This is a genomic window from Paraglaciecola hydrolytica (assembly GCF_001565895.1).
Lineage (GTDB): Bacteria > Pseudomonadota > Gammaproteobacteria > Enterobacterales > Alteromonadaceae > Paraglaciecola > Paraglaciecola hydrolytica.
In genome coordinates, this window is the sequence record NZ_LSNE01000010.1 from 19468 (window position 1) to 38217 (window position 18750).

An 18750-nucleotide genomic window follows, 5' to 3' on the forward strand; every position below is an offset into this window, starting at 1 on the left:
TAATGACACTTGGGCCTGACCAAATTGCAGGGAGTAGACCATCATAGAGTCTACTAATAGTTACTCAGGTTTTGAAGATGCAAATACAAGCTTCGGCAGATATTCAATCGAGCCAACATATCGTTGCACAAGTCAGCAATCTCAATAAATCCTTTGCGGGAAAAGTAGCCTTAAATAATCTTAATCTGAGCATTGAGGCAAATCAGGTGGTTGCGGTATTAGGCGCCAATGGCGCAGGCAAAACCACCTTGATCAATATTTTGTTAGGTAGATTACAAGCAGACGACGGCGAAATTAGTGTACTAGGTCAACCAGCGGGCAGCCTGATAGCCAAACGTCAAACGGGTGCAATGTTGCAAGTGGCTAATTTGCCCGAGACGCTAAAAATCAAAGAGCATATCCAACTTTTTCAAAGCTATTATCCCAAACCCATGGACTACCAGAAAGTGATGGACTACGCCGGATTGCAAGATTTGCAACAACGTTATTCTCGTAAACTATCCGGTGGTGAAAAACAACGTTTGTTGTTTGCCCTGAGCATTTGCGGAAATCCCAAGCTACTGTTTTTAGATGAGCCCAGTGTGGGCATGGATGTCGAAGCTCGTCAGGGTTTGTGGCAAGCCATTCGTGACCTAAAAAATCAGGGAACTGCCATAGTATTAACCACCCATTATTTACAGGAAGCCGAAAGCTTAGCCGACCAGATTGTATTGCTCAAAAATGGCGAAATCATCAAGCGGGGTAACAACGATGATTTCAGAGCGAGCGTGAGCCACAAGTTAATTCGTTTTGCTAGCAAGCTGGCATCAACTCACTTTGCTAATTTACCTGCTGTGGCCATGGTTTCACAAAGTGGTAAATACATTAGTTTGCAAAGCACCAATGCTAACCAAACCTTGCAGGCTCTTTTAACACTTGCGCCAGGTATTGAAGATTTAACGGTACAAGGTGCAGGTTTAGAAGAGGCCTTTTTGCATCTCAATCAAAATAAACAAGCAGTCAACTTGCAAACCGCAGTGGGAGCCTAAACCATGCTTAACACCAATCAAAACCTTAATGCTCTACACGACATGGACTATGTGCAATTAGCCCGACTCTATTGGCTAGAAACCAAATTTGAGTGGCTTAAAACGATTCGCAATCCGGCATTTTCCCTACCGGCCTTGTCGTTTCCGGTGATTTTTTATCTGTTTTTTGGCGTATTGTTTAATCACGGTAATGTGCAGGCTTCGAGTTATTTGCTCTGTACTTATGGGGTGTTTGGCGTGATGGGGCCAGCGCTGTTTTCGTTTGGTGCTGGGCTTGCCATTGAACGTGGTCAAGGTTGGTTGGATATTAAAGAAGCCTCACCTATGCCAGCCAGTGCTCAACTAATCTCTCGTTTAGTTGTGGCTATGCTATTTTCCTTGATCATAGTCATTAGTTTGAGTGTAGTTGCAGTGACCATGGCCGGAGTGCAGTTACAGCTTTGGCAGTGGTTAACCTTGATGGCGATTTGGGTATTAGGTGGTTTACCCTTTTGTTTGCTGGGTTTAGCTTTGGGTTTGGTATTAAAAGCGCAAAGTGCACCTGCAGTGGTTAACTTGATTTATCTGCCCTTGGCATTTTTATCCGGTTTATGGATGCCAATAAGCATGTTGCCTGGTTTTATGCAAAATTTTGCGCAGTTTTTACCGCCTTATCACCTTGCACAACTGGCTTTAAAGGTAGTCGATTTGGATGCTGGGCAGGATAGTTGGCAGCATATCTTGGCATTATTGATTTATGCTGTAATATTTTTTGTATTATCACGCCTCGCCTTTAATAAAAAAGCTCGTTAAGCGGAATCAAGTCCATGTTGAAGTTGTTGAAAGCTATAGATTATTGGCTGTTGCCACGAAATTTAGAAGAGCCTTACTCGCCTTATGTTTGGTTGATTTATTTGCCGATGTTTTTTGTGCCAGTGTTTTTTTATTTTCATAGTACATGGCAGTTTGTGGCGACTGGGTTGATCTGTATAGTGTTTTTAGCCCTGTATTTTCATTATTATTGGGTGAGTCTTGAGGCTAAGTTATGGCATTTAGTCGGCATCGTTGTATTGGGAGTAATAGCGGCCTATTTAACACCTACTGCCAGTACCTTGTTTATTTACGCCGCCGCCATGTGCCATAGTCTAAAAAGCATCAAACTGGCATATCAAGTATTAACAGGGATTATTGTTACTATCGTTTTGATTAGTTTGTTGTTTGACTACGGTGTGTATTTTTATCTGCCTGCCTTAATTTTTTCTGTATTAACGGGTGTGACCTCTATTTATCAACAAGCTTTAAACGAGAAAAAACAAGAACTTATCCTTTCACAAAAAGAGGCTCAACGGCTGGCTAAAGTGGCTGAACGTGAGCGTATCGCCCGAGATTTGCATGATTTAATTGGCCATACTTTTTCAGTGATCACCTTAAAAGCTGATCTTGCGGGGCGTATTCTGGATAAAGATCTCGCCAAGGCCAAACAGGAAATTAAACAAATTGAAGACATTTCTCGTGCGGCCTTAAGTCAAGTACGCGAGGTGGTATCGGGCTATCGCAGCAGTGATTTACTCAGTGAACTGGCCAATGCTAAAAACGTGTTTGCCAGCCTTAGTATCCAGTTTGATTACCACTTATTTGATTTAACTGAAACCCAGCTTGAAGCGGATATGCAAGCGAATAAAGAGCTGGCCATCGTATTGCGTGAATTAGTCACCAATATTATCAAACACGCCAAGGCAACTAAGGTGAATGTTGAAGTTAAAAAGCAAGGTCAAGGTCTGGTTTTATTAGTGCAAGATGATGGCCAAGGCATGCCTGAAATGCAAAGCGCTAATTTGGGCTTTGGTTTAAAAGGTATTCAAGAACGTATAAACAAACTACATGGTTGGGTGAAACTGGATGCCGAATCAAAACAGGTAGGCACCTTAAGCGAAATCTACGTGCCTCTTTCTCAATAAAGCAGATCGAACATGCAAAAAATCAATATATTAATCGCCGAAGATCAAACCATGTTGTTGGATGCTTTGGCGACCATTCTAGAACTAGAAGATAATTTTCATGTTGTTAAACGCTGCACTAATGGTAAACATGCCCTTACTTACTTAAAGGCAGCTGATGCAGAGCGGGTAGATATCGTACTCACCGATATTGAGATGCCTGACGTTACAGGCCTTGAGTTGGCCCAACATATTTTTGATTCTAAACTTAGCGCTAAAACCATCATACTGACGACCTTTGCGCGCAGTGGTTATTTACGCCGTGCCATGGATGCAGGGGTAAAAGGCTATTTACTCAAAGATTCACCCTCAGATGATTTGATCAAAGCCATAGTCAAAGTCCATGCTGGTGGCACGGCCATTGCGCCCGAACTGATGGTCGAGTCATGGATGGAAAAAGATCCCCTCAGCGACAAAGAACGTGCCGCTCTGCGTTTAGCCAAAGACGGACTAAGTACAGAACAGATCAGCGATAAACTATTTTTATCACCCGGCACAGTACGTAATTATTTGTCGTCGGCGGCCAGTAAACTCAATGCCAAAAATCGTATAGAAGCCGCCAGAATTGCCCATCAAAATGGTTGGTTGTAATAAGTATTAGCTGAGCTAACACCTCAACTGAATACAGGGCTTTTCAACCCCCAGCTAAGTCGTGCAAATTCGCTCGACCGCATTAGTCCATTGAGCATACAGTACGTCCCGCTCATCTTTAGATAAGCTAGGTTTGAAGGTCGTTTCGCAGTACCACAGCAAACTGATATCTTCCAACGAGGGGTAAACACCAGCTTGCAGCCCAGCCAAATAAGCGACTCCCAATGCGGTTGTTTCCGTTATTGCTGGGCGATCAACTTCGGCGCCCAGAATGTTGGCAAGAAATCCCATCAACCAGTTATTTTTAACCATGCCACCGTCGACACGTAGATTGGTTGGCCTTACTCCGTCACTTTCCATGGCTTTTTGCAGATCTTTGGTTTGATAACAAACTGACTGTAAGCCCGCTGCGACAATTTCGTTAATTCCGGTATCTCTGGTTAAACCTAAGATCGCACCACGTGCGTCGGGATCCCAATAAGGGGCGCCTAAACCAGTAAAAGCCGGTACTAAAAATACGCTGCTGTTGGTATTGGCCATCTTAGCTAAAGTTTCTGTTTGTGAGGCGTCGCTGATGAGTTTTAAGCCATCACGTAGCCATTGAATTGTTGCGCCCGCCATGAAGATACTGCCTTCCAAGGCATAAGTGGTTTTACCCTTTAATCGATAAGCCACGGTGGTGAGCAAACGATTTTTTGACTTGATGGGTTTGTCGCCAGTGTTGAGCACCATAAAACAACCGGTACCATAAGTGCTTTTGGCCATGCCTGCTTTAAAACAAGTTTGGCCAAATAAGGCGGCTTGTTGGTCACCCGCCACTCCTTGAATGGGAATAGCAGCGCCCAGAATATCAGCTGCAGTCAGGCCAAACTCATCCGCACTATTAAGTACCTTAGGTAACATGGCTGCAGGAATGGCAAAGGTATTTAATAAAGTGTCATCCCAAGCTTGTTGGTGAATATCAAACAGCATGGTGCGCGATGCATTTGTTGCATCCGTGACGTGTGCTGCCCCCTGGGTAAAGCGCCAAATCAAAAAAGTATCTATGGTGCCAAACAGCAGTTGGCCTGAGTTAGCGTTGTCACGCGCACCTTCAACATTATCGAGCAGCCAATTAATTTTGCTGGCTGAAAAGTAAGGGTCGAGTAATAAGCCCGTAGTGTCGTTTATATACTCGACTAGTTTGTTATCTTGGCTGAGCTTTTGGCAAAGCGCTGCGGTGCGCCTGTCTTGCCACACTATGGCATTGTAAATAGGCGTACCGGTGGTTTTATCCCATACCAAGGTTGTTTCCCGTTGGTTGGTAATGCCGATGGAGATAATTTGTCTGGGTTTTATATTGGCTTTGCTGATCACATCTCGGCACGAGCTTACTACGCTTTGCCAAATTTCTTCGGGGTCATGTTCAACCCAGCCATTGTTGGGATAATGCTGAGTAAATTCTTGCTGAGCACTAAAACACGGTTTGCCATCTAAAGAAAATAGCATCGCGCGCGAACTGGTTGTGCCTTGATCTATGGCTAATATGTAGTTTTGCACCTTTATCTCCTCAACGTTTACCTAAGTGATACTGCAACATTCACATTCTGATAACAATCTCGGCATTGAAAATTCAGGCTATTTTGTGGCGAGAGCTCAACTTGTTAAACATGCTGCCTGCAGATGCTGTTAGAATTGCGCTTAAGAGTGGGCGAACAACAAGAGTATGAGTTCTGAATAGTAAACAACTAGATGTTATTGTGATTGGCGCAGGCGCCGCAGGTTTATTTTGTGCGGCAGAGGCGGGTAAACGTGGGCGCACAGTAGCCGTGCTCGACCATGCTAAACGCATAGGCGGTAAAATTTTAATGTCCGGTGGTGGACGCTGTAATTTTACTAATATGTACGCCTCCCACGAAAACTTTTTATCCGACAATAAACACTTTTGTAAGTCAGCTTTAAGCCGCTATACCCAGTGGGATTTTATTGGTTTAGTAGCCGAATACGGCATTGCCTACCACGAAAAAACCCTCGGCCAGTTGTTTTGTGACGACAGCGCCAAAGACATTCTCAATATGCTGCTCGGTGAATGCCAAAAGGCTGGCGCCAAAGTCACCAGTCAATGTGAAATTCTTAGCATCGAAAAGCTCGACAAGGGTTTTAAGCTCGACACTAACCAAGGGCAATATCAATGTGAGTCTTTGGTTATCGCCACAGGTGGTTTGTCGATGCCCAAACTCGGCGCTAGCCCCTTTGGTTACAAAGTAGCTGAACAGTTTGGCCTCAAAGTTAAACCAACCCGAGCTGGTTTAGTTCCCTTTACCCTGCATGAACAAGACAAAGACGTATTAGCCGAACTGAGTGGTATATCACTCGATGCCCGTGCCACGTGCAACGATACCAGCTTTAACGAAAGTATCCTGTTTACCCATCGCGGTTTAAGTGGCCCAGCGGTATTACAAATATCCTCTTTCTGGTTGCCGGGTCAGCCTGTGGAATTTGATCTTTTTCCCCATGGCGATTTACACGCTGAGTTACAAAAAGCCCTGCAACAACAGCCCGATATACTATTAAGCACCGCACTGTCTGCCCACTACGCCAAACGTTATGTGCAAACCGTACTGCCTTATTTAGGCCTCGACAATAAACCGCTGAAGCAATACCAAGGCAAACAACTGCAACAGATTGCCGATGCCTTTCATCAGTGGCAACTTAAACCCAATGGTACCGAAGGTTATCGCACCGCTGAAGTCACTTTAGGTGGGGTCGATACCGACGAGCTATCATCTAAAACCATGATGGCCAAAAACGTCGAAGGTTTATATTTTATCGGCGAAGTCATGGATGTAACGGGCTGGCTAGGGGGCTTTAATTTTCAGTGGGCATGGAGTTCAGGTTGGGTAGCGGGGCAGGTGGTTTGATTGAGCGTGTCGGTCAAGCCATGTGTGGCGACATTAAACCTAGGTAAACCCAAATTCACATCATCACCACTTTTTATCTTATAAGCAGTTCTGCGTATTCAGGTGTTTGTTCAAACTTGCGAGCGGCTTGCTGTAAGCGATTAACTATCGCCATATCTGAATTTTTGTTAATGGCGATATAGCTACTGCGTTCGTTTTCTGCGCTTATTTCTTTATACCTAATATCTACATCTTTTTTGTCTTGTTTATTTAAGATATTTCGAATATTCGTCGGATCTTCATAAACTAAGTCAACTCGACCATTGGCGAGTAAAGTAACCATGAGTTCGGAATCAGGCACGATATACAGGTTTTTTTGCTCTGAGAAGCCATGAGCAGTGAGTTCGTTGTAATTTGCAGAGCCTAACACTATCGCAACCAATTTATTTTTGGCTTGCTGTATATGATCGACATGATTCTCTGGCTTGCTGGCCAAAGAAATAAACACTCTAGATAAATTACTGACTTTTATTATCCAATGAAAATCAGCCTCGCGGTCAGGTGTTTTTATCATGCTTAAAATCAAGGTATTGGGATTATTTTTTGCGGTTGAAAAAGCACGTACCCAAGGCATAAACTCAACTTTGGCTTCAAGTTGTGCTTCTTTTAGGACGGCTTGCAGAATTTCAAAGGAAGGACCTTTGCTCTCGCCGTTTTCATAATATTGCAATAGGTTGTTGTCATTGGCTACAGCGAGTAAATTAGTTTCTTGGCTTGCCTTCGCAAAAGTACTGAGAGAGGGGCTGAGACATAAAAATAATACAAGTGAGATTATTGTTAAATACATAAAAACTCTCATTAGTGACTAGAGGGGAGAATAAACGCTATCCCTGATCTAATCAATGAGCGACAGGTTGATTTGGGCAGCAATGACTGAGTCAAACGGGCCGAAGGGCTTAAACAAAAAAGCCAATCTGGTGATTGGCTTTTTGAGTTAATGCTAAACGTTAAGTTTAGGCATCAAAAGGGTGACGCAAGACGATAGTTTCGTTGCGATCAGGCCCAGTTGAGATGATATCAATGGGTATGCCAGTGATTTCTTCTAAACGTTTGATATAGTTTTTAGCGGCTTGGGGTAACTTGTCATAGTCAGTTACACCAAAAGAGTTTTCACTCCAGCCTGGCATTTCTTCGTAGATGGGTGTGATCACATCGTAATCATCGGCTGCCATTGGTGGTACGTCTTTAACGCTGCCATCAGCTTGTTTGTAGCCAATACAAATTTTGATGGTTTCAAGGCCGTCCATTACGTCTAACTTGGTTAAACAAAAACCAGTGATAGAGTTAATTTGCACGGCACGTTTCATGGCTACGGCATCAAACCAACCAGTACGACGTTTTCGGCCAGTAGTGGCACCAAACTCGTGACCTTTAACACCTAAGTGTTCGCCAACGGCGCAGCTTAATTCTGTTGGGAAAGGACCTGAACCCACACGAGTGGTATAGGCTTTAACAATGCCTAATACATAATCTAAATGCAGAGGACCAAAGCCACAGCCAGTGGCTACGCCACCAACGGTAGTATTAGATGATGTCACATAAGGATAAGTACCGTGATCGATATCTAACAAGGTGCCTTGGGCGCCTTCAAACATGATGCAATCACCACGTAGACGCGCTTTATCGAGTACGTCAGTCACATCCACAACCATAGCTTTAAGTATATCGGCTACCGCTAAGGCATCGGCTAAGACTTTTTCGTAGCTGATGGCTTCAACTTTATAATACTGAGTCAGTACAAAGTTGTGGTATTCGAGAATTTCTTTGAGTTTTATGGCAAATTCTTGCGGATTAAATAAATCACCTACGCGTAAACCGCGGCGCGAGACTTTGTCTTCGTAAGCAGGTCCAATACCGCGACCTGTGGTGCCGATAGGCTTGTTACCACGGGCTTTTTCACGGGCTAAGTCAAGCTCAACGTGATAAGGCAAAATTAAAGGGCAAGCTTCGCTGATGCGTAAACGCTCTTTAACCGGCACGCCTTTGGCTTCTAACATGGCAGTTTCTTTAAGCAAAGCCTCAGGGCTTAGCACTACGCCATTACCGATAACGCAGGTAACGTTAGAACGTAAAATACCAGATGGAATTAGATGTAATACGGTTTTTTCACCGTCGATTACTAAGGTATGGCCAGCGTTGTGACCGCCTTGATATCGAACCACATAAACCGCTTGATCCGTAAGAAGATCAACAACCTTACCTTTACCCTCATCACCCCATTGGGTTCCGAGTACAACAACATTTTTAGCCATGAATTGGAGGGAGTCAGAAAATTAGGCGGGGATTCTAACAAAAAACAACCAGCATCTAAATAGCAAAATAAAGGGAGTTAGAAGTAAAAAGTCACAGCAGGTAAATTAAACTGACGATCCCGATGACTACCATGACTCCGCCCATACTGCGTAACTGGTTTAAAGGCTGTTGGGCAACTTGCTGAATAAACTTTTGCCATTTGTTGGGAAACAGCATAGGGCCAAGGCCTTCAAAGATAAGTAATAAGGCTAAGGCCACTAATAAGGTATTAAGCACGGGCTATCCTGCTAAGTAAACTTGGGCAACATAGTAGCATGTAAACTTATTGGTGAGGTGCATGGCATTGCGGCTTTGTCGTTGATAATTAGCATATTTCAGTAACTGATTAATAAATTGGGTAATTTTACCAAGCAGCACTAAAGGTTAAGCTCGTCTTTAAGTTAAATTAATGTAAATCCGCAATGTGGCGGTTTGAGTATTTGGAAAGTGAAATGAATCAAATGTGTATCAAAATACGGCCGTTCTTTTGTGGTTTAATTCTAGGCTTATTAAGCCTTTATACCTTAGCCACACCAGCGGATTTTAGTGGTGAAGATGGTTATCGCTTATGGCTTAAATATGACGAACTAGACAACACTAAACTCAAAAAAGCGTATATCAAACAACTTAGTGGCGTTTATCTGGATGCGAGTTCTGCTACCGGCAAGGTGATCAAACAAGAACTGGAGTTAGCCCTGCCGGCGCTGTTAGGCAAGCCTCTGACTTTTAACACTAAAGCAGATAATGCCAGTTTACGCATTCAACTGAATCAATCGCCCTCGGCTTTGATAAGTGGTGATGGGTTTAGTATTCAATCCCAAGGTAAACACCTCAACATCACTGCCAATACTCAAGTGGGTTTGTTATATGGCACCTTTCATTTTTTGCGTTTAGTGCAAACCGAGCAGTCATTGGCCAAGCTGGATATCACTCAGTCACCTAAAATTCAGTTACGTATGCTTAATCATTGGGATGATCTTGACCGCCACACCGAACGCGGTTTTGCCGGCGAGTCGATTTTTGATTGGCACAAGTTACCTGATTATAAAGAGCAGCGTTATTATGATTATGCTCGCGCTAATGCTTCAATCGGCATCAACGGCATAGTGCCGATTAACGTTAACTCTAACGCCTTAATTTTAAGCCCAGCCTATTTGCAAAAAGTGCAAGCCTTGGCCGATGTTTTTCGCCCCTACGGCATCAAAGTGTACTTGTCGATTAAATTCAGTTCGCCCCAGCAACTAGATGGTTTAGCTACTTCTGATCCTCTCGACAAGCAAGTGCAGCAATGGTGGCAAAATAAAACGGCTGAAATTTATAAACTCATCCCCGATTTTGGCGGGTTTTTAGTTAAAGCCAATTCAGAAGGCCAACCGGGCCCAGGGGATTATGGCCGCACACATGCTGATGGTGCCAATATGTTAGCCAAAGCCCTTAAACCTTTTGGTGGCAATGTATTATGGCGCGCCTTTGTTTATGCCCATGATTCTGAACACGAACGTTCGTTGCAAGCCTATACCGAGTTTGTGCCACTGGATGGCCAATTTGAGGATAACGTCAGTGTACAAGTTAAAAATGGCCCGATAGATTTTCAACCTCGTGAGCCTTTCAGCCCTTTGTTTGGCGCCATGCCGCAAACTTCTTTAGCCATGGAGTTTCAAGTTACCCAAGAATACCTTGGTTTTAGTACTCACTTAGCCTACCTGGGCACTATGTATAAAGAAGTTTTAGATGCCGATACTCATGTTAAAGGCACGGGCTCAAGCGTGGCTAAAGTCATTGATGGTAGTTTAGAGGGACATAGTTTGTCAGTGATGGCTGGCGTGGCCAATATCGGCGCCGACAGAAATTGGACTGGCCATATCTTTGGTCAAGCCAACTGGTATGTATTAGGCCGTTTAGCTTGGGATCATGAACTAAGTGCAGAACAAATCGCCCATGAGTGGGTGGCCATGACCTTAACTCACGATGTAAAAAGCAGTGAGCAAATAGTGGCAATGATGATGGCGTCGCGGGAAAACATAGTGAATTACATGACGCCCCTAGGTTTACATCATCTAATGGATACAGGTCATCATTACGGCCCAGGACCTTGGGTCGATAACTTAGGCCGAGCGGATTGGAACCCCACTTATTATCATCGTGCCGATGACTTCGGTATAGGGCTTGATCGCACCAGCAAAGGCACTAATGGGGTTTCGCAATACGCGCCATATTGGCAGGAAATTTTCAGCGATCCGGCTAAGACCCCAGATGAATTATTATTGTGGTTTCATCACCTGCCGTGGGATTACAAAATGCGTTCAGGCCAAACCCTGTGGCAAGAACTTGTCGCGCATTATTACACCGGTGCAGCGGCGGCTGAACAAATGCAGCAAGATTGGTTGACACTGAAAAACAACATAGAGCCCAATCAATTTAACCAAGTACGCATGGCCTTGGCGATTCAAGTTAAAGAGGCAAAGTGGTGGCGTGATGCCTGTGTATTGTATTTTCAAAGCTATTCAAAAATGCCCTTGCCAATGGGGTTTGAAAAGCCCAAACATAGCTTGGAATATTATCAATCACTGAAATTCCCCTATGCACCAGGACAAGGTTGAGCCGGGCTCTATAGGTACACAACTCCGCCCAACGGAACGACTTCACATGGATGTGAAGACTGGGTGCCGATCATTAGGAAACTGTTTCTGACTTTGTTGAATAGAGCGTAACGTTATTCACTATCAACGACAGCGCGCCAAACTGCAGTTAAACTCTTTATTATGTCAAATAAGGAATTTTATCTATGGAACAAGTCAGTGTTATCAATACCATAATAGTGCCGCAAGGAATGGAAGCTGAAGCGGAGTTAGTCCGTGCTGAATATGTCAAATACTTCAGTAAACAAGCTGGTTTTGTTAGCTCTACTTTTTATAGGTCCCTTAACAGAGAGCAAGACGGCTCACTTAAGTATGTCAATACTGTGGTATGGGCATCTTATGCGCATTTTGAACAAGTGGTTAATCAAGGGTTTCAAAATGCAGAAGGTGAAAACAGCGAAGGAATGCGGGTGCTTGGCAAAGGCTTTCCTGAGCCAATAGTGGTATCGCCGGGTCAATACAGCATGATAAGCCATGATGGAAGTTAACTATCCACAGCTTTAAGCAGCCAGCTCAGGTGCTTGTATATAAAAATCACCCAAGACCTTTTTATTCATATGGTAAATCAATTTACATATTATTTACTTATTGCTTTCTTTTACCTGTCGAACAACTAATACTAATCAATAATAAGCAAAATTAGTCATAGATTAATGTGAGAGCAAATATGACAGGGATTTTTGTCCACCAGAAAGTACGCTTCACTAACTTAATTGTCAGTTTATTGTGCTTATGCCATCCAGTTGTGGCCAGTGATTTGTATCAGGCCGATAGCCATTTTCAGCAAGCTAGCTATGAACTCGCCCGCGAGGCTTATATTGATGCGGCCAATGTAGGCAGTGCTCATGCTTTTTATCAACTTGGCGTAATGCATTATAGAGGTTTGGGGGTGCCACAGGATTCCATCAAAGCCTTGGTGTGGTTTAACTTGGCGGCTGAGCAAAAATTTAATGATGCGCCCAGTATTGTTGCAGACTTGCTGGAACTAGTGCCAACTGATAATCAGGCTGACGTGGATCAATTACTGCTTACATTTCGCGAGCACTATGGTGTGCAACCCTTGGCTGAAAAATATTATCCAGTTATTAATTCTGCCGCATTGCCCCATAAAATCTATTTTGCTGAAGAAGGTCAGGATGAACAACACGCCAGCCTTTCTTATGAGTATATTGATACAGTGGATTTTGACAGACTACAGGAAGTTCAGGATGAAGCCGAGCGAGAGGGTGATGGAAGGCGATTTGCTGCCAGTATGCTTTTCCCCCGCGGTAGGATGGTTCCCGTTTGGATGCGTCCTTATTCAGCGGTAGTTGACTTTGATGTGGGCGCCGATGGTTCCGCCAGAAACTTTCAAACATCTCATGAAATTGGCTATACCAAGTCAGCTTTATCCAATTTGTCGATAAATGGTGGGCCGTCCCCACAATTTGCAGAAAAAAATATCTCCTTTTTAAACCGTGCCTATTTAGGAGTCGCTGGTTATACCCGCGCTAAAATACGAAGTGAAAGTTATTTCCAGTTTTATGTTGCCTTTGAGCGTAAAGCTAGAAAGCTCAGAAATAATCCCGACGCGGAACATCAATTTAATCTGGCATTATTGCTGATGTCGTTCAACTGGTTGTCACAAAATGACAATGAAATAGAGCAAATATTAACTGGTTTAGCTGAGTCGGGTTTTCCGTTGGCGCAATATGAATACGGTACCAAGCTGTATCGTGAGCAACGCGATATTCCTCTCGCTGTGCATTGGTTGAGTGAGGCCAGTAAATATGGAGTGGCTAAAGCTCAGTATCGTTTAGCGCGGATATTACTCGACAGCCCTTGGGTCGAAAGAGACGAAAAAAAAGCCCTGATTTGGCTTAAAAAAGCCGCTAAAAATGGTCATGAAGTGGCTGGTTTGAAAGCCGCTGAACTTCTATTGCTGGCGAGTGATAAAGCTTTACATGATTTTGAAAGCGCAAAAACTTACTTAAGTCAGGCCGCAGAATCACAGTCTGATAATCCCGAATATGAATACTTATTGGCCATGCAGAATTATCTGGTCACGCCGAGAAACCTACCTTCTGCAGTGGAGCACATTCGTGAGGCGATCAGTTTAGCTGATAGATTTAATTGGGACTCCAACGAGTGGCAAAGCTTATTAGCTAATTGGACATCCAATGGCTCGGTAACCATAGTTGAGCCTAGAGCCTATTTTGGAGCCACTCATAATTTTACTCTTTGTATAAACTAAAAATGGGTTAGTTATTATCGCTTTTGTCGATTAAGGCCATAGTGTAACTCAATTAGCCAGATACCCTGTGAAGGGCTATAACTAGTGCACAGTTTTTGTACTCGTTTCTGCAACAGGAGAGTTAACTATGTCTAATGAAGGTAAATGCCCATTTAATCACACCGCCAGCAAGGGTACCTCTAATCAGGACTGGTGGCCTAAGCAATTACGGCTGGATATTTTGCACCAACACTCATCCAAGTCTAATCCCATGGGTGAGGATTTTGACTACGCCGAGGCGTTTAAAAGCCTAGATCTGGCGGCAGTGAAAAAAGATTTACATGCGTTAATGACAGATTCACAAGACTGGTGGCCTGCAGACTTTGGCCATTATGGCCCTTTGTTTATTCGTATGGCGTGGCACAGTGCAGGCACCTACCGCACTGGTGATGGCCGTGGTGGCGCGGGTGCCGGTCAACAGCGTTTTGCACCTCTTAATAGCTGGCCAGACAATGGCAATCTAGATAAGGCACGTCGTTTACTGTGGCCAATTAAACAAAAATATGGAAATAAAATATCCTGGGCTGATTTGATGATCCTCACAGGCAATGTGGCACTCGAATCTATGGGTTTTAAGACCTTTGGTTTTGCAGGTGGACGAGCCGATGTATGGGAGCCTGAGCAAGACGTGTATTGGGGCAAAGAAACCACCTGGTTAGCCGGTGATAAACGTTATTCAGGTGAGCGTGACCTCGAAAATCCACTAGCCGCTGTGCAAATGGGGCTGATCTATGTCAACCCTGAAGGGCCGGATGGCAAACCTGATCCTATCGCTTCGGCTATTGATATTCGTGAGACTTTTGCGCGTATGGCCATGAATGATGAAGAAACCGTGGCACTGATTGCTGGTGGACATACCTTTGGTAAAACTCACGGTGCTGGTGATGCTGCATTGGTAGGCACAGATCCAGAAGCCTCTGGTCTTGCTCAACAAGGATTGGGCTGGGAAAGCACTCACGGTTCAGGAATGGGTGGTGATGCTATTACCAGTGGTTTGGAAGTCACCTGGACCCAAACACCGACTCAATGGAGTAACTACTTTTTTGAAAATCTATTTGGGTTTGAATGGGAGTTAACCAAAAGTCCAGCGGGTGCTCATCAATGGCAGCCTAAAAATGGCGCTGGTGCAGGGCTCATTCCAGATGCTCATGATCCAGCAAAACGTAAAGTGCCCACTATGTTAACCACAGATTTGGCTCTGCGTTTTGATCCTACTTATGAAAAAATATCTCGGCATTTTTATGAAAATCCAGACAAATTTGCTGATGCATTTGCTCGTGCTTGGTACAAATTAACCCACAGAGACATGGGGCCAGTTTCTCGTTATTTAGGCGCCGAAGTACCGAGTGAAGAGTTAATTTGGCAAGATCCTGTTCCGGCTGTGGATCATGAATTGGTGAATGAAAAAGATCTCGCGGCATTAAAAGATAAGTTACTTAACAGTGGATTATCACTCTCTGAATTGGTTTCTACCGCGTGGGCATCTGCGTCTACTTTTCGTGGTTCTGACAAACGAGGTGGCGCCAATGGAGCGCGGATCCGTTTAGCTCCGCAAAAAGATTGGCCGGTTAACCAGCCCCAACAATTAGCAAAAGTTTTGAGTAAACTGGAGGCCATTCAAGCAGAGTTTAATGGCACGGGCAAAAAAGTATCACTGGCTGATTTAATTGTACTAGGTGGTTGCGCCGCAGTTGAAAAAGCCGCCAGTAATGCTGGTGTAGTGGTAAGTGTACCCTTTTCTGCAGGTCGTATGGATGCCTCACAACAACAAACTGATATTGAAGCCTTTGAAGTATTGGAGCCTAAGGCTGATGGTTTCCGTAATTATGCCAAAAGTAAATTCTCGGCTTCTGTGGAAGAAATTTTAATTGATAAGGCTCAATTGTTAACCTTGTCTGCCCCCGAAATGACAGTGTTAGTAGGTGGCTTGCGGGTGCTTGGTGCCAATGCTGGACAGGATCAACATGGTGTGTTCACCCAACGAGTGGGTACATTAAGCAATGACTTTTTTGTTAATCTATTAGACATGTCGACCAAATGGACTGCCTTGTCAAAAGACGAAGATGAATTTGTTGGTAAGGATCGTAAAAGCGGTGAAGTTAGATGGCAGGCATCACGGATTGATCTACTTTTTGGCTCACACTCCCAGTTACGTGCTATTGCTGAGGTGTACGCAAGCAGTGATGCTCTGTCATGTTTTATCAATGACTTTGTGAAAGCTTGGACTAAGGTGATGAATTTAGATCGCTTTGATTTAGCTTAATTATATTTTACGTTTAAAGCCTCCTGTACTTCAGTGCAGGAGGCTTTTTTATGCACCACACAAGCAAATTGATATATTCAATAGACAAAGTGTGAAAACAATGTAAACATTTCACGAATGATTGATGTTGATTGTTAATGGTTGGTGTTTGATGGTTGGTGATAAGGTGAGTAAAGCCTGCACTCTGGTGTTTGACATAGGTAAAACTCACGTAAAACTGCAAGTGCTGGACGCTAATTTAGTGCCCATCGCTGACGCAAAAGGTAAAAATAAAGTAAGTCATAAAGCGCCCTATCCGCAGGCTGATGTGAATGGAATTTGGCAGTGGTTTACCAGCAGTTTAAAAAACTGGGATGTGACTGAACACATAGCTGCCATAGTGGTAACTACCCATGGCGCCACAGCGGCTTTAATCAGTAATAGTGTTGAGCACGACAATGGTTTGGTATTGCCTGTATTGGATTATGAATACGGCGAAATAAATGATTTTGCTCAGCAATATTCCAAACTCAGGCCAACTTTTAGTGAATCTTGTTCACCTGCTTTGCCCGCCGGTCTTAATTTAGGTCGCCAGTTATATTGGCAGAGCCAATCTTACCCTGCTGACTTTGCTCAGGTTAGCCACATCCTTATGTACCCACAATATTGGGCGTGGCGTTTAACAGGTGTTTGCAGTACCGAAGTCAGCTCTTTAGGTTGTCATACTGACCTGTGGGCACCGGATTTAAAAGATTACTCCTCGCTAGTTGGCAAACTGCAGTGGCGTGAGCTCCTAGGTGAATTAAGTCCGGCTTGGGCGCAAATAGGTACAGTGCAGGCTAAAGTGGCCGCGCAAACCGGACTTAAGACAGACTGTAAAGTCTATGCTGGTGTACACGACAGCAACGCCAGTTACTTGCGTTATTTACGCAGTCAGAATAATCAGCCTTTTACTGTTGTATCTAGCGGAACCTGGACCATTATGATGTCCTCAGGCTCGCCGGTTGCAGCTTTAGATGAGCATAAAGATATGCTGGCCAATGTGGATGTGCAGGGCAACCCAGTGGCTTGTGCCCGATTTATGGGCGGACGTGAGTATGAAACTATTTGCGCAACACTAGCTGGTGAATGTGAGCAGGATAATTCAGCTCAGGCTTTACAGTATGTGCTTGCACAACAATATATGGTGACCCCCGATTTTAGTGGCGGTAATGGCCCTTTTGGGGGCTTGATTCCAGTGATAAAAGCACCTGCAAAGTCTGAATATGCTGGTGCAATTGCCACACTGTATTGCGCATTAATGATTGATTACCAATTAAGTCAGCTAAATGCCCAGGGCGCGATTTTTATTGAAGGAGCATTTTTGCAAAATCCTTTAATGTGCCAATTGATAGCGCAGTTACGTCTTGGTCAAACTGTTTATCTATCTACCGACGGCAGTGGCACGGTGCAAGGCGCCGCACTTTTGAGTCGTTGGCAAGATAAACAAGGTGACATCGAACATACATGCTGCGAAGCCAGTCAATTCGAAGAATTATTAGCATACAAACAACACTGGTTAGCAATGATTAATAACGAAGTTGCGTGAAGGGTTAACGCTTTTTCGTTAATTCAATCACAACTAACATAATTTGATTGATTATGAGTGTAACTTTGTTTAACGTTGGCATTGAAGTTTGAAAGTTAGTGCTTGTGTATGCGTGGCGGGGATATGAATTTTTAAGACAGTAACTGAATGGTTTGTCAGTTTATGGGTCTTTTAAGGGATGAGAGCCAAACTCCCTAGCTTAATAAAAATCAGTCGTCTGGCGCAGAGTCAGGTGCATTTAGTATTATTTAGGGAGTGTATGGATGTTAGAAAAGCAGCGACAACAGCTTATTTTAGATCTGCTAGAAGAAAATACCTTTGCCAGTGTTAAGTTATTATGTGATCAACTGAATTCATCAGAGGCCACCATTCGCCGTGATTTAAATAAACTGGCCGAAAATAAACAGATCAGAAAAATCCGTGGCGGCGCCGAAGTCCTTGTGGCTCCAGAAAAACCCGCTCGGAAAATTTCTGGCAGCGCGTTTTTAGCGTCTAAAGAACGTCACCCCAATACCAAACGTCTTATCGCGCAAAAGGCCGTTGAGCTGTGTGCGGAAGATGAATCCATTATTATCAATGGTGGTAGTTCAACCTATATGATGGCCGAGTTTTTACGTCATCGTCGTATGAATATTTTGACCAACTCCTTTGTGCTCGCTCAAGAGTTGCTCGAAAACAGTGACAACCAAATTACTCTGCCTGGTGGTGAGATTTACCGCAAACAAAGCATTATTTTGAGCGCTTTTGAAAATGATACGATCCAAAATTATCATGGCAGCAAAATGTTTATGGGTACGCCAGGTATCAGTGAATATGGGGTGATGGAAACCGATCCTTTACTTATTCGTGCTGAACAAAAGCTGCGTAAACGGGCTGAAAAGCTCATCGTATTGGCCGACAGTTCAAAGATTGGTGTTAAAGGTAATCTGATTTTCAGCACCTTAGCTGATGTAGATATTGTGATTACTGACAGCCATGCCGATCCCATCATTTTGAATACTTTCCGCCACGCCGGTATAGAGGTGATAGTAGTTGAAGCCCTAGATTGACAATACCCTTCACCCTTGAAACTGCAGCGTTGTTGGCTGCTCTCACTCATCCCAATCACTTAGTACGGCTAAGCTCATGGGGCTGAGTTCCTTTGCCGCCTAGCTGCAATTCCAATGGTTTTGGGTATAAATTC

The 18750-nt window shown here is 43.9% G+C and carries 15 protein-coding genes; 11 read left to right on the plus strand and 4 right to left on the minus strand.

Annotation, left to right across the window (positions count from 1 at the left end):
• Positions 1 to 77: 77 nt before the first annotated feature.
• From AX660_RS18215 to AX660_RS18230, 4 genes are read left to right on the plus strand one after another with little or no spacing between them, the layout of a single operon-like run.
• Positions 78 to 1028 carry an ABC transporter ATP-binding protein gene (locus AX660_RS18215; RefSeq protein WP_068380120.1) on the plus strand — a complete coding sequence of 317 codons (951 nt, stop codon included), beginning with the start codon at positions 78 to 80 and terminating at the stop codon, positions 1026 to 1028.
• Positions 1029 to 1031: 3 nt separating this feature from the next.
• Positions 1032 to 1820: an ABC transporter permease gene (locus AX660_RS18220; RefSeq protein WP_068380123.1), complete on the plus strand. Its 789-nt coding sequence runs from the start codon at positions 1032 to 1034 to the stop codon at positions 1818 to 1820.
• Positions 1821 to 1834: 14 nt separating this feature from the next.
• Positions 1835 to 2965, plus strand: a complete 1131-nt coding sequence (locus AX660_RS18225) for a sensor histidine kinase (protein WP_068380130.1) — start codon at positions 1835 to 1837, stop codon at positions 2963 to 2965.
• Between the two features lie 12 nt (positions 2966 to 2977).
• Positions 2978 to 3595, plus strand: a complete 618-nt coding sequence (locus AX660_RS18230; RefSeq protein ID WP_068380132.1) for a response regulator transcription factor — start codon at positions 2978 to 2980, stop codon at positions 3593 to 3595.
• Between the two features lie 54 nt (positions 3596 to 3649).
• Here the strand turns inward: AX660_RS18230 and glpK are convergent, their stop codons facing one another.
• Entirely contained in the window at positions 3650 to 5134 is a 1485-nt protein-coding gene (gene glpK / locus AX660_RS18235; protein ID WP_082768996.1) for a glycerol kinase GlpK, read from the minus strand.
• A gap of 173 nt (positions 5135 to 5307) precedes the next feature.
• Between glpK and AX660_RS18240 the strand changes: the two genes are divergently transcribed.
• Positions 5308 to 6495 carry a BaiN/RdsA family NAD(P)/FAD-dependent oxidoreductase gene (locus AX660_RS18240; RefSeq protein WP_068380136.1) on the plus strand — a complete coding sequence of 396 codons (1188 nt, stop codon included), beginning with the start codon at positions 5308 to 5310 and terminating at the stop codon, positions 6493 to 6495.
• 73 nt (positions 6496 to 6568) lie between these two features.
• Here the strand turns inward: AX660_RS18240 and AX660_RS22885 are convergent, their stop codons facing one another.
• The 3 genes from AX660_RS22885 to AX660_RS18255 all read right to left on the minus strand — a co-directional run bounded on the left by AX660_RS22885 (position 6569) and on the right by AX660_RS18255 (position 9063).
• Positions 6569 to 7321, minus strand: coding sequence for a substrate-binding periplasmic protein (locus tag AX660_RS22885; RefSeq protein ID WP_082769000.1), 753 nt, complete (start codon positions 7319 to 7321; stop codon positions 6569 to 6571).
• 166 nt (positions 7322 to 7487) lie between these two features.
• A complete protein-coding gene (locus AX660_RS18250; protein WP_068380138.1) occupies positions 7488 to 8786 on the minus strand; it encodes an adenylosuccinate synthase in 1299 nt (432 codons plus the stop codon).
• A gap of 91 nt (positions 8787 to 8877) precedes the next feature.
• On the minus strand, positions 8878 to 9063 hold the full coding sequence (locus AX660_RS18255) for a DUF2065 domain-containing protein (protein WP_068380141.1): 186 nt from the start codon (positions 9061 to 9063) through the stop codon (positions 8878 to 8880).
• Between the two features lie 215 nt (positions 9064 to 9278).
• On the opposite strand from AX660_RS18255, the gene AX660_RS18260 reads away from it, so the two are divergent.
• From AX660_RS18260 to AX660_RS18285, 6 genes are all read left to right on the plus strand, one after another.
• Positions 9279 to 11426: an alpha-glucuronidase family glycosyl hydrolase gene (locus tag AX660_RS18260; RefSeq protein ID WP_235594786.1), complete on the plus strand. Its 2148-nt coding sequence runs from the start codon at positions 9279 to 9281 to the stop codon at positions 11424 to 11426.
• 185 nt (positions 11427 to 11611) lie between these two features.
• Positions 11612 to 11953 (plus strand): antibiotic biosynthesis monooxygenase family protein, encoded by a 342-nt coding sequence (locus AX660_RS18265; RefSeq protein WP_068380145.1) that lies wholly within the window; start codon positions 11612 to 11614, stop codon positions 11951 to 11953.
• A gap of 179 nt (positions 11954 to 12132) precedes the next feature.
• The gene (locus AX660_RS18270) at positions 12133 to 13698 is read left to right on the plus strand and encodes a tetratricopeptide repeat protein (RefSeq protein WP_068380147.1); all 1566 of its coding nucleotides are present in this window, start codon (positions 12133 to 12135) and stop codon (positions 13696 to 13698) included.
• 127 nt (positions 13699 to 13825) lie between these two features.
• Positions 13826 to 16000: a catalase/peroxidase HPI gene (gene katG, locus AX660_RS18275; protein WP_068380149.1), complete on the plus strand. Its 2175-nt coding sequence runs from the start codon at positions 13826 to 13828 to the stop codon at positions 15998 to 16000.
• Positions 16001 to 16124: 124 nt separating this feature from the next.
• Positions 16125 to 17567, plus strand: a complete 1443-nt coding sequence (locus tag AX660_RS18280) for an FGGY-family carbohydrate kinase (protein WP_201027473.1) — start codon at positions 16125 to 16127, stop codon at positions 17565 to 17567.
• A gap of 263 nt (positions 17568 to 17830) precedes the next feature.
• The gene (locus AX660_RS18285; RefSeq protein ID WP_068380151.1) at positions 17831 to 18616 is read left to right on the plus strand and encodes a DeoR/GlpR family DNA-binding transcription regulator; all 786 of its coding nucleotides are present in this window, start codon (positions 17831 to 17833) and stop codon (positions 18614 to 18616) included.
• Positions 18617 to 18750 lie beyond the last annotated feature (134 nt).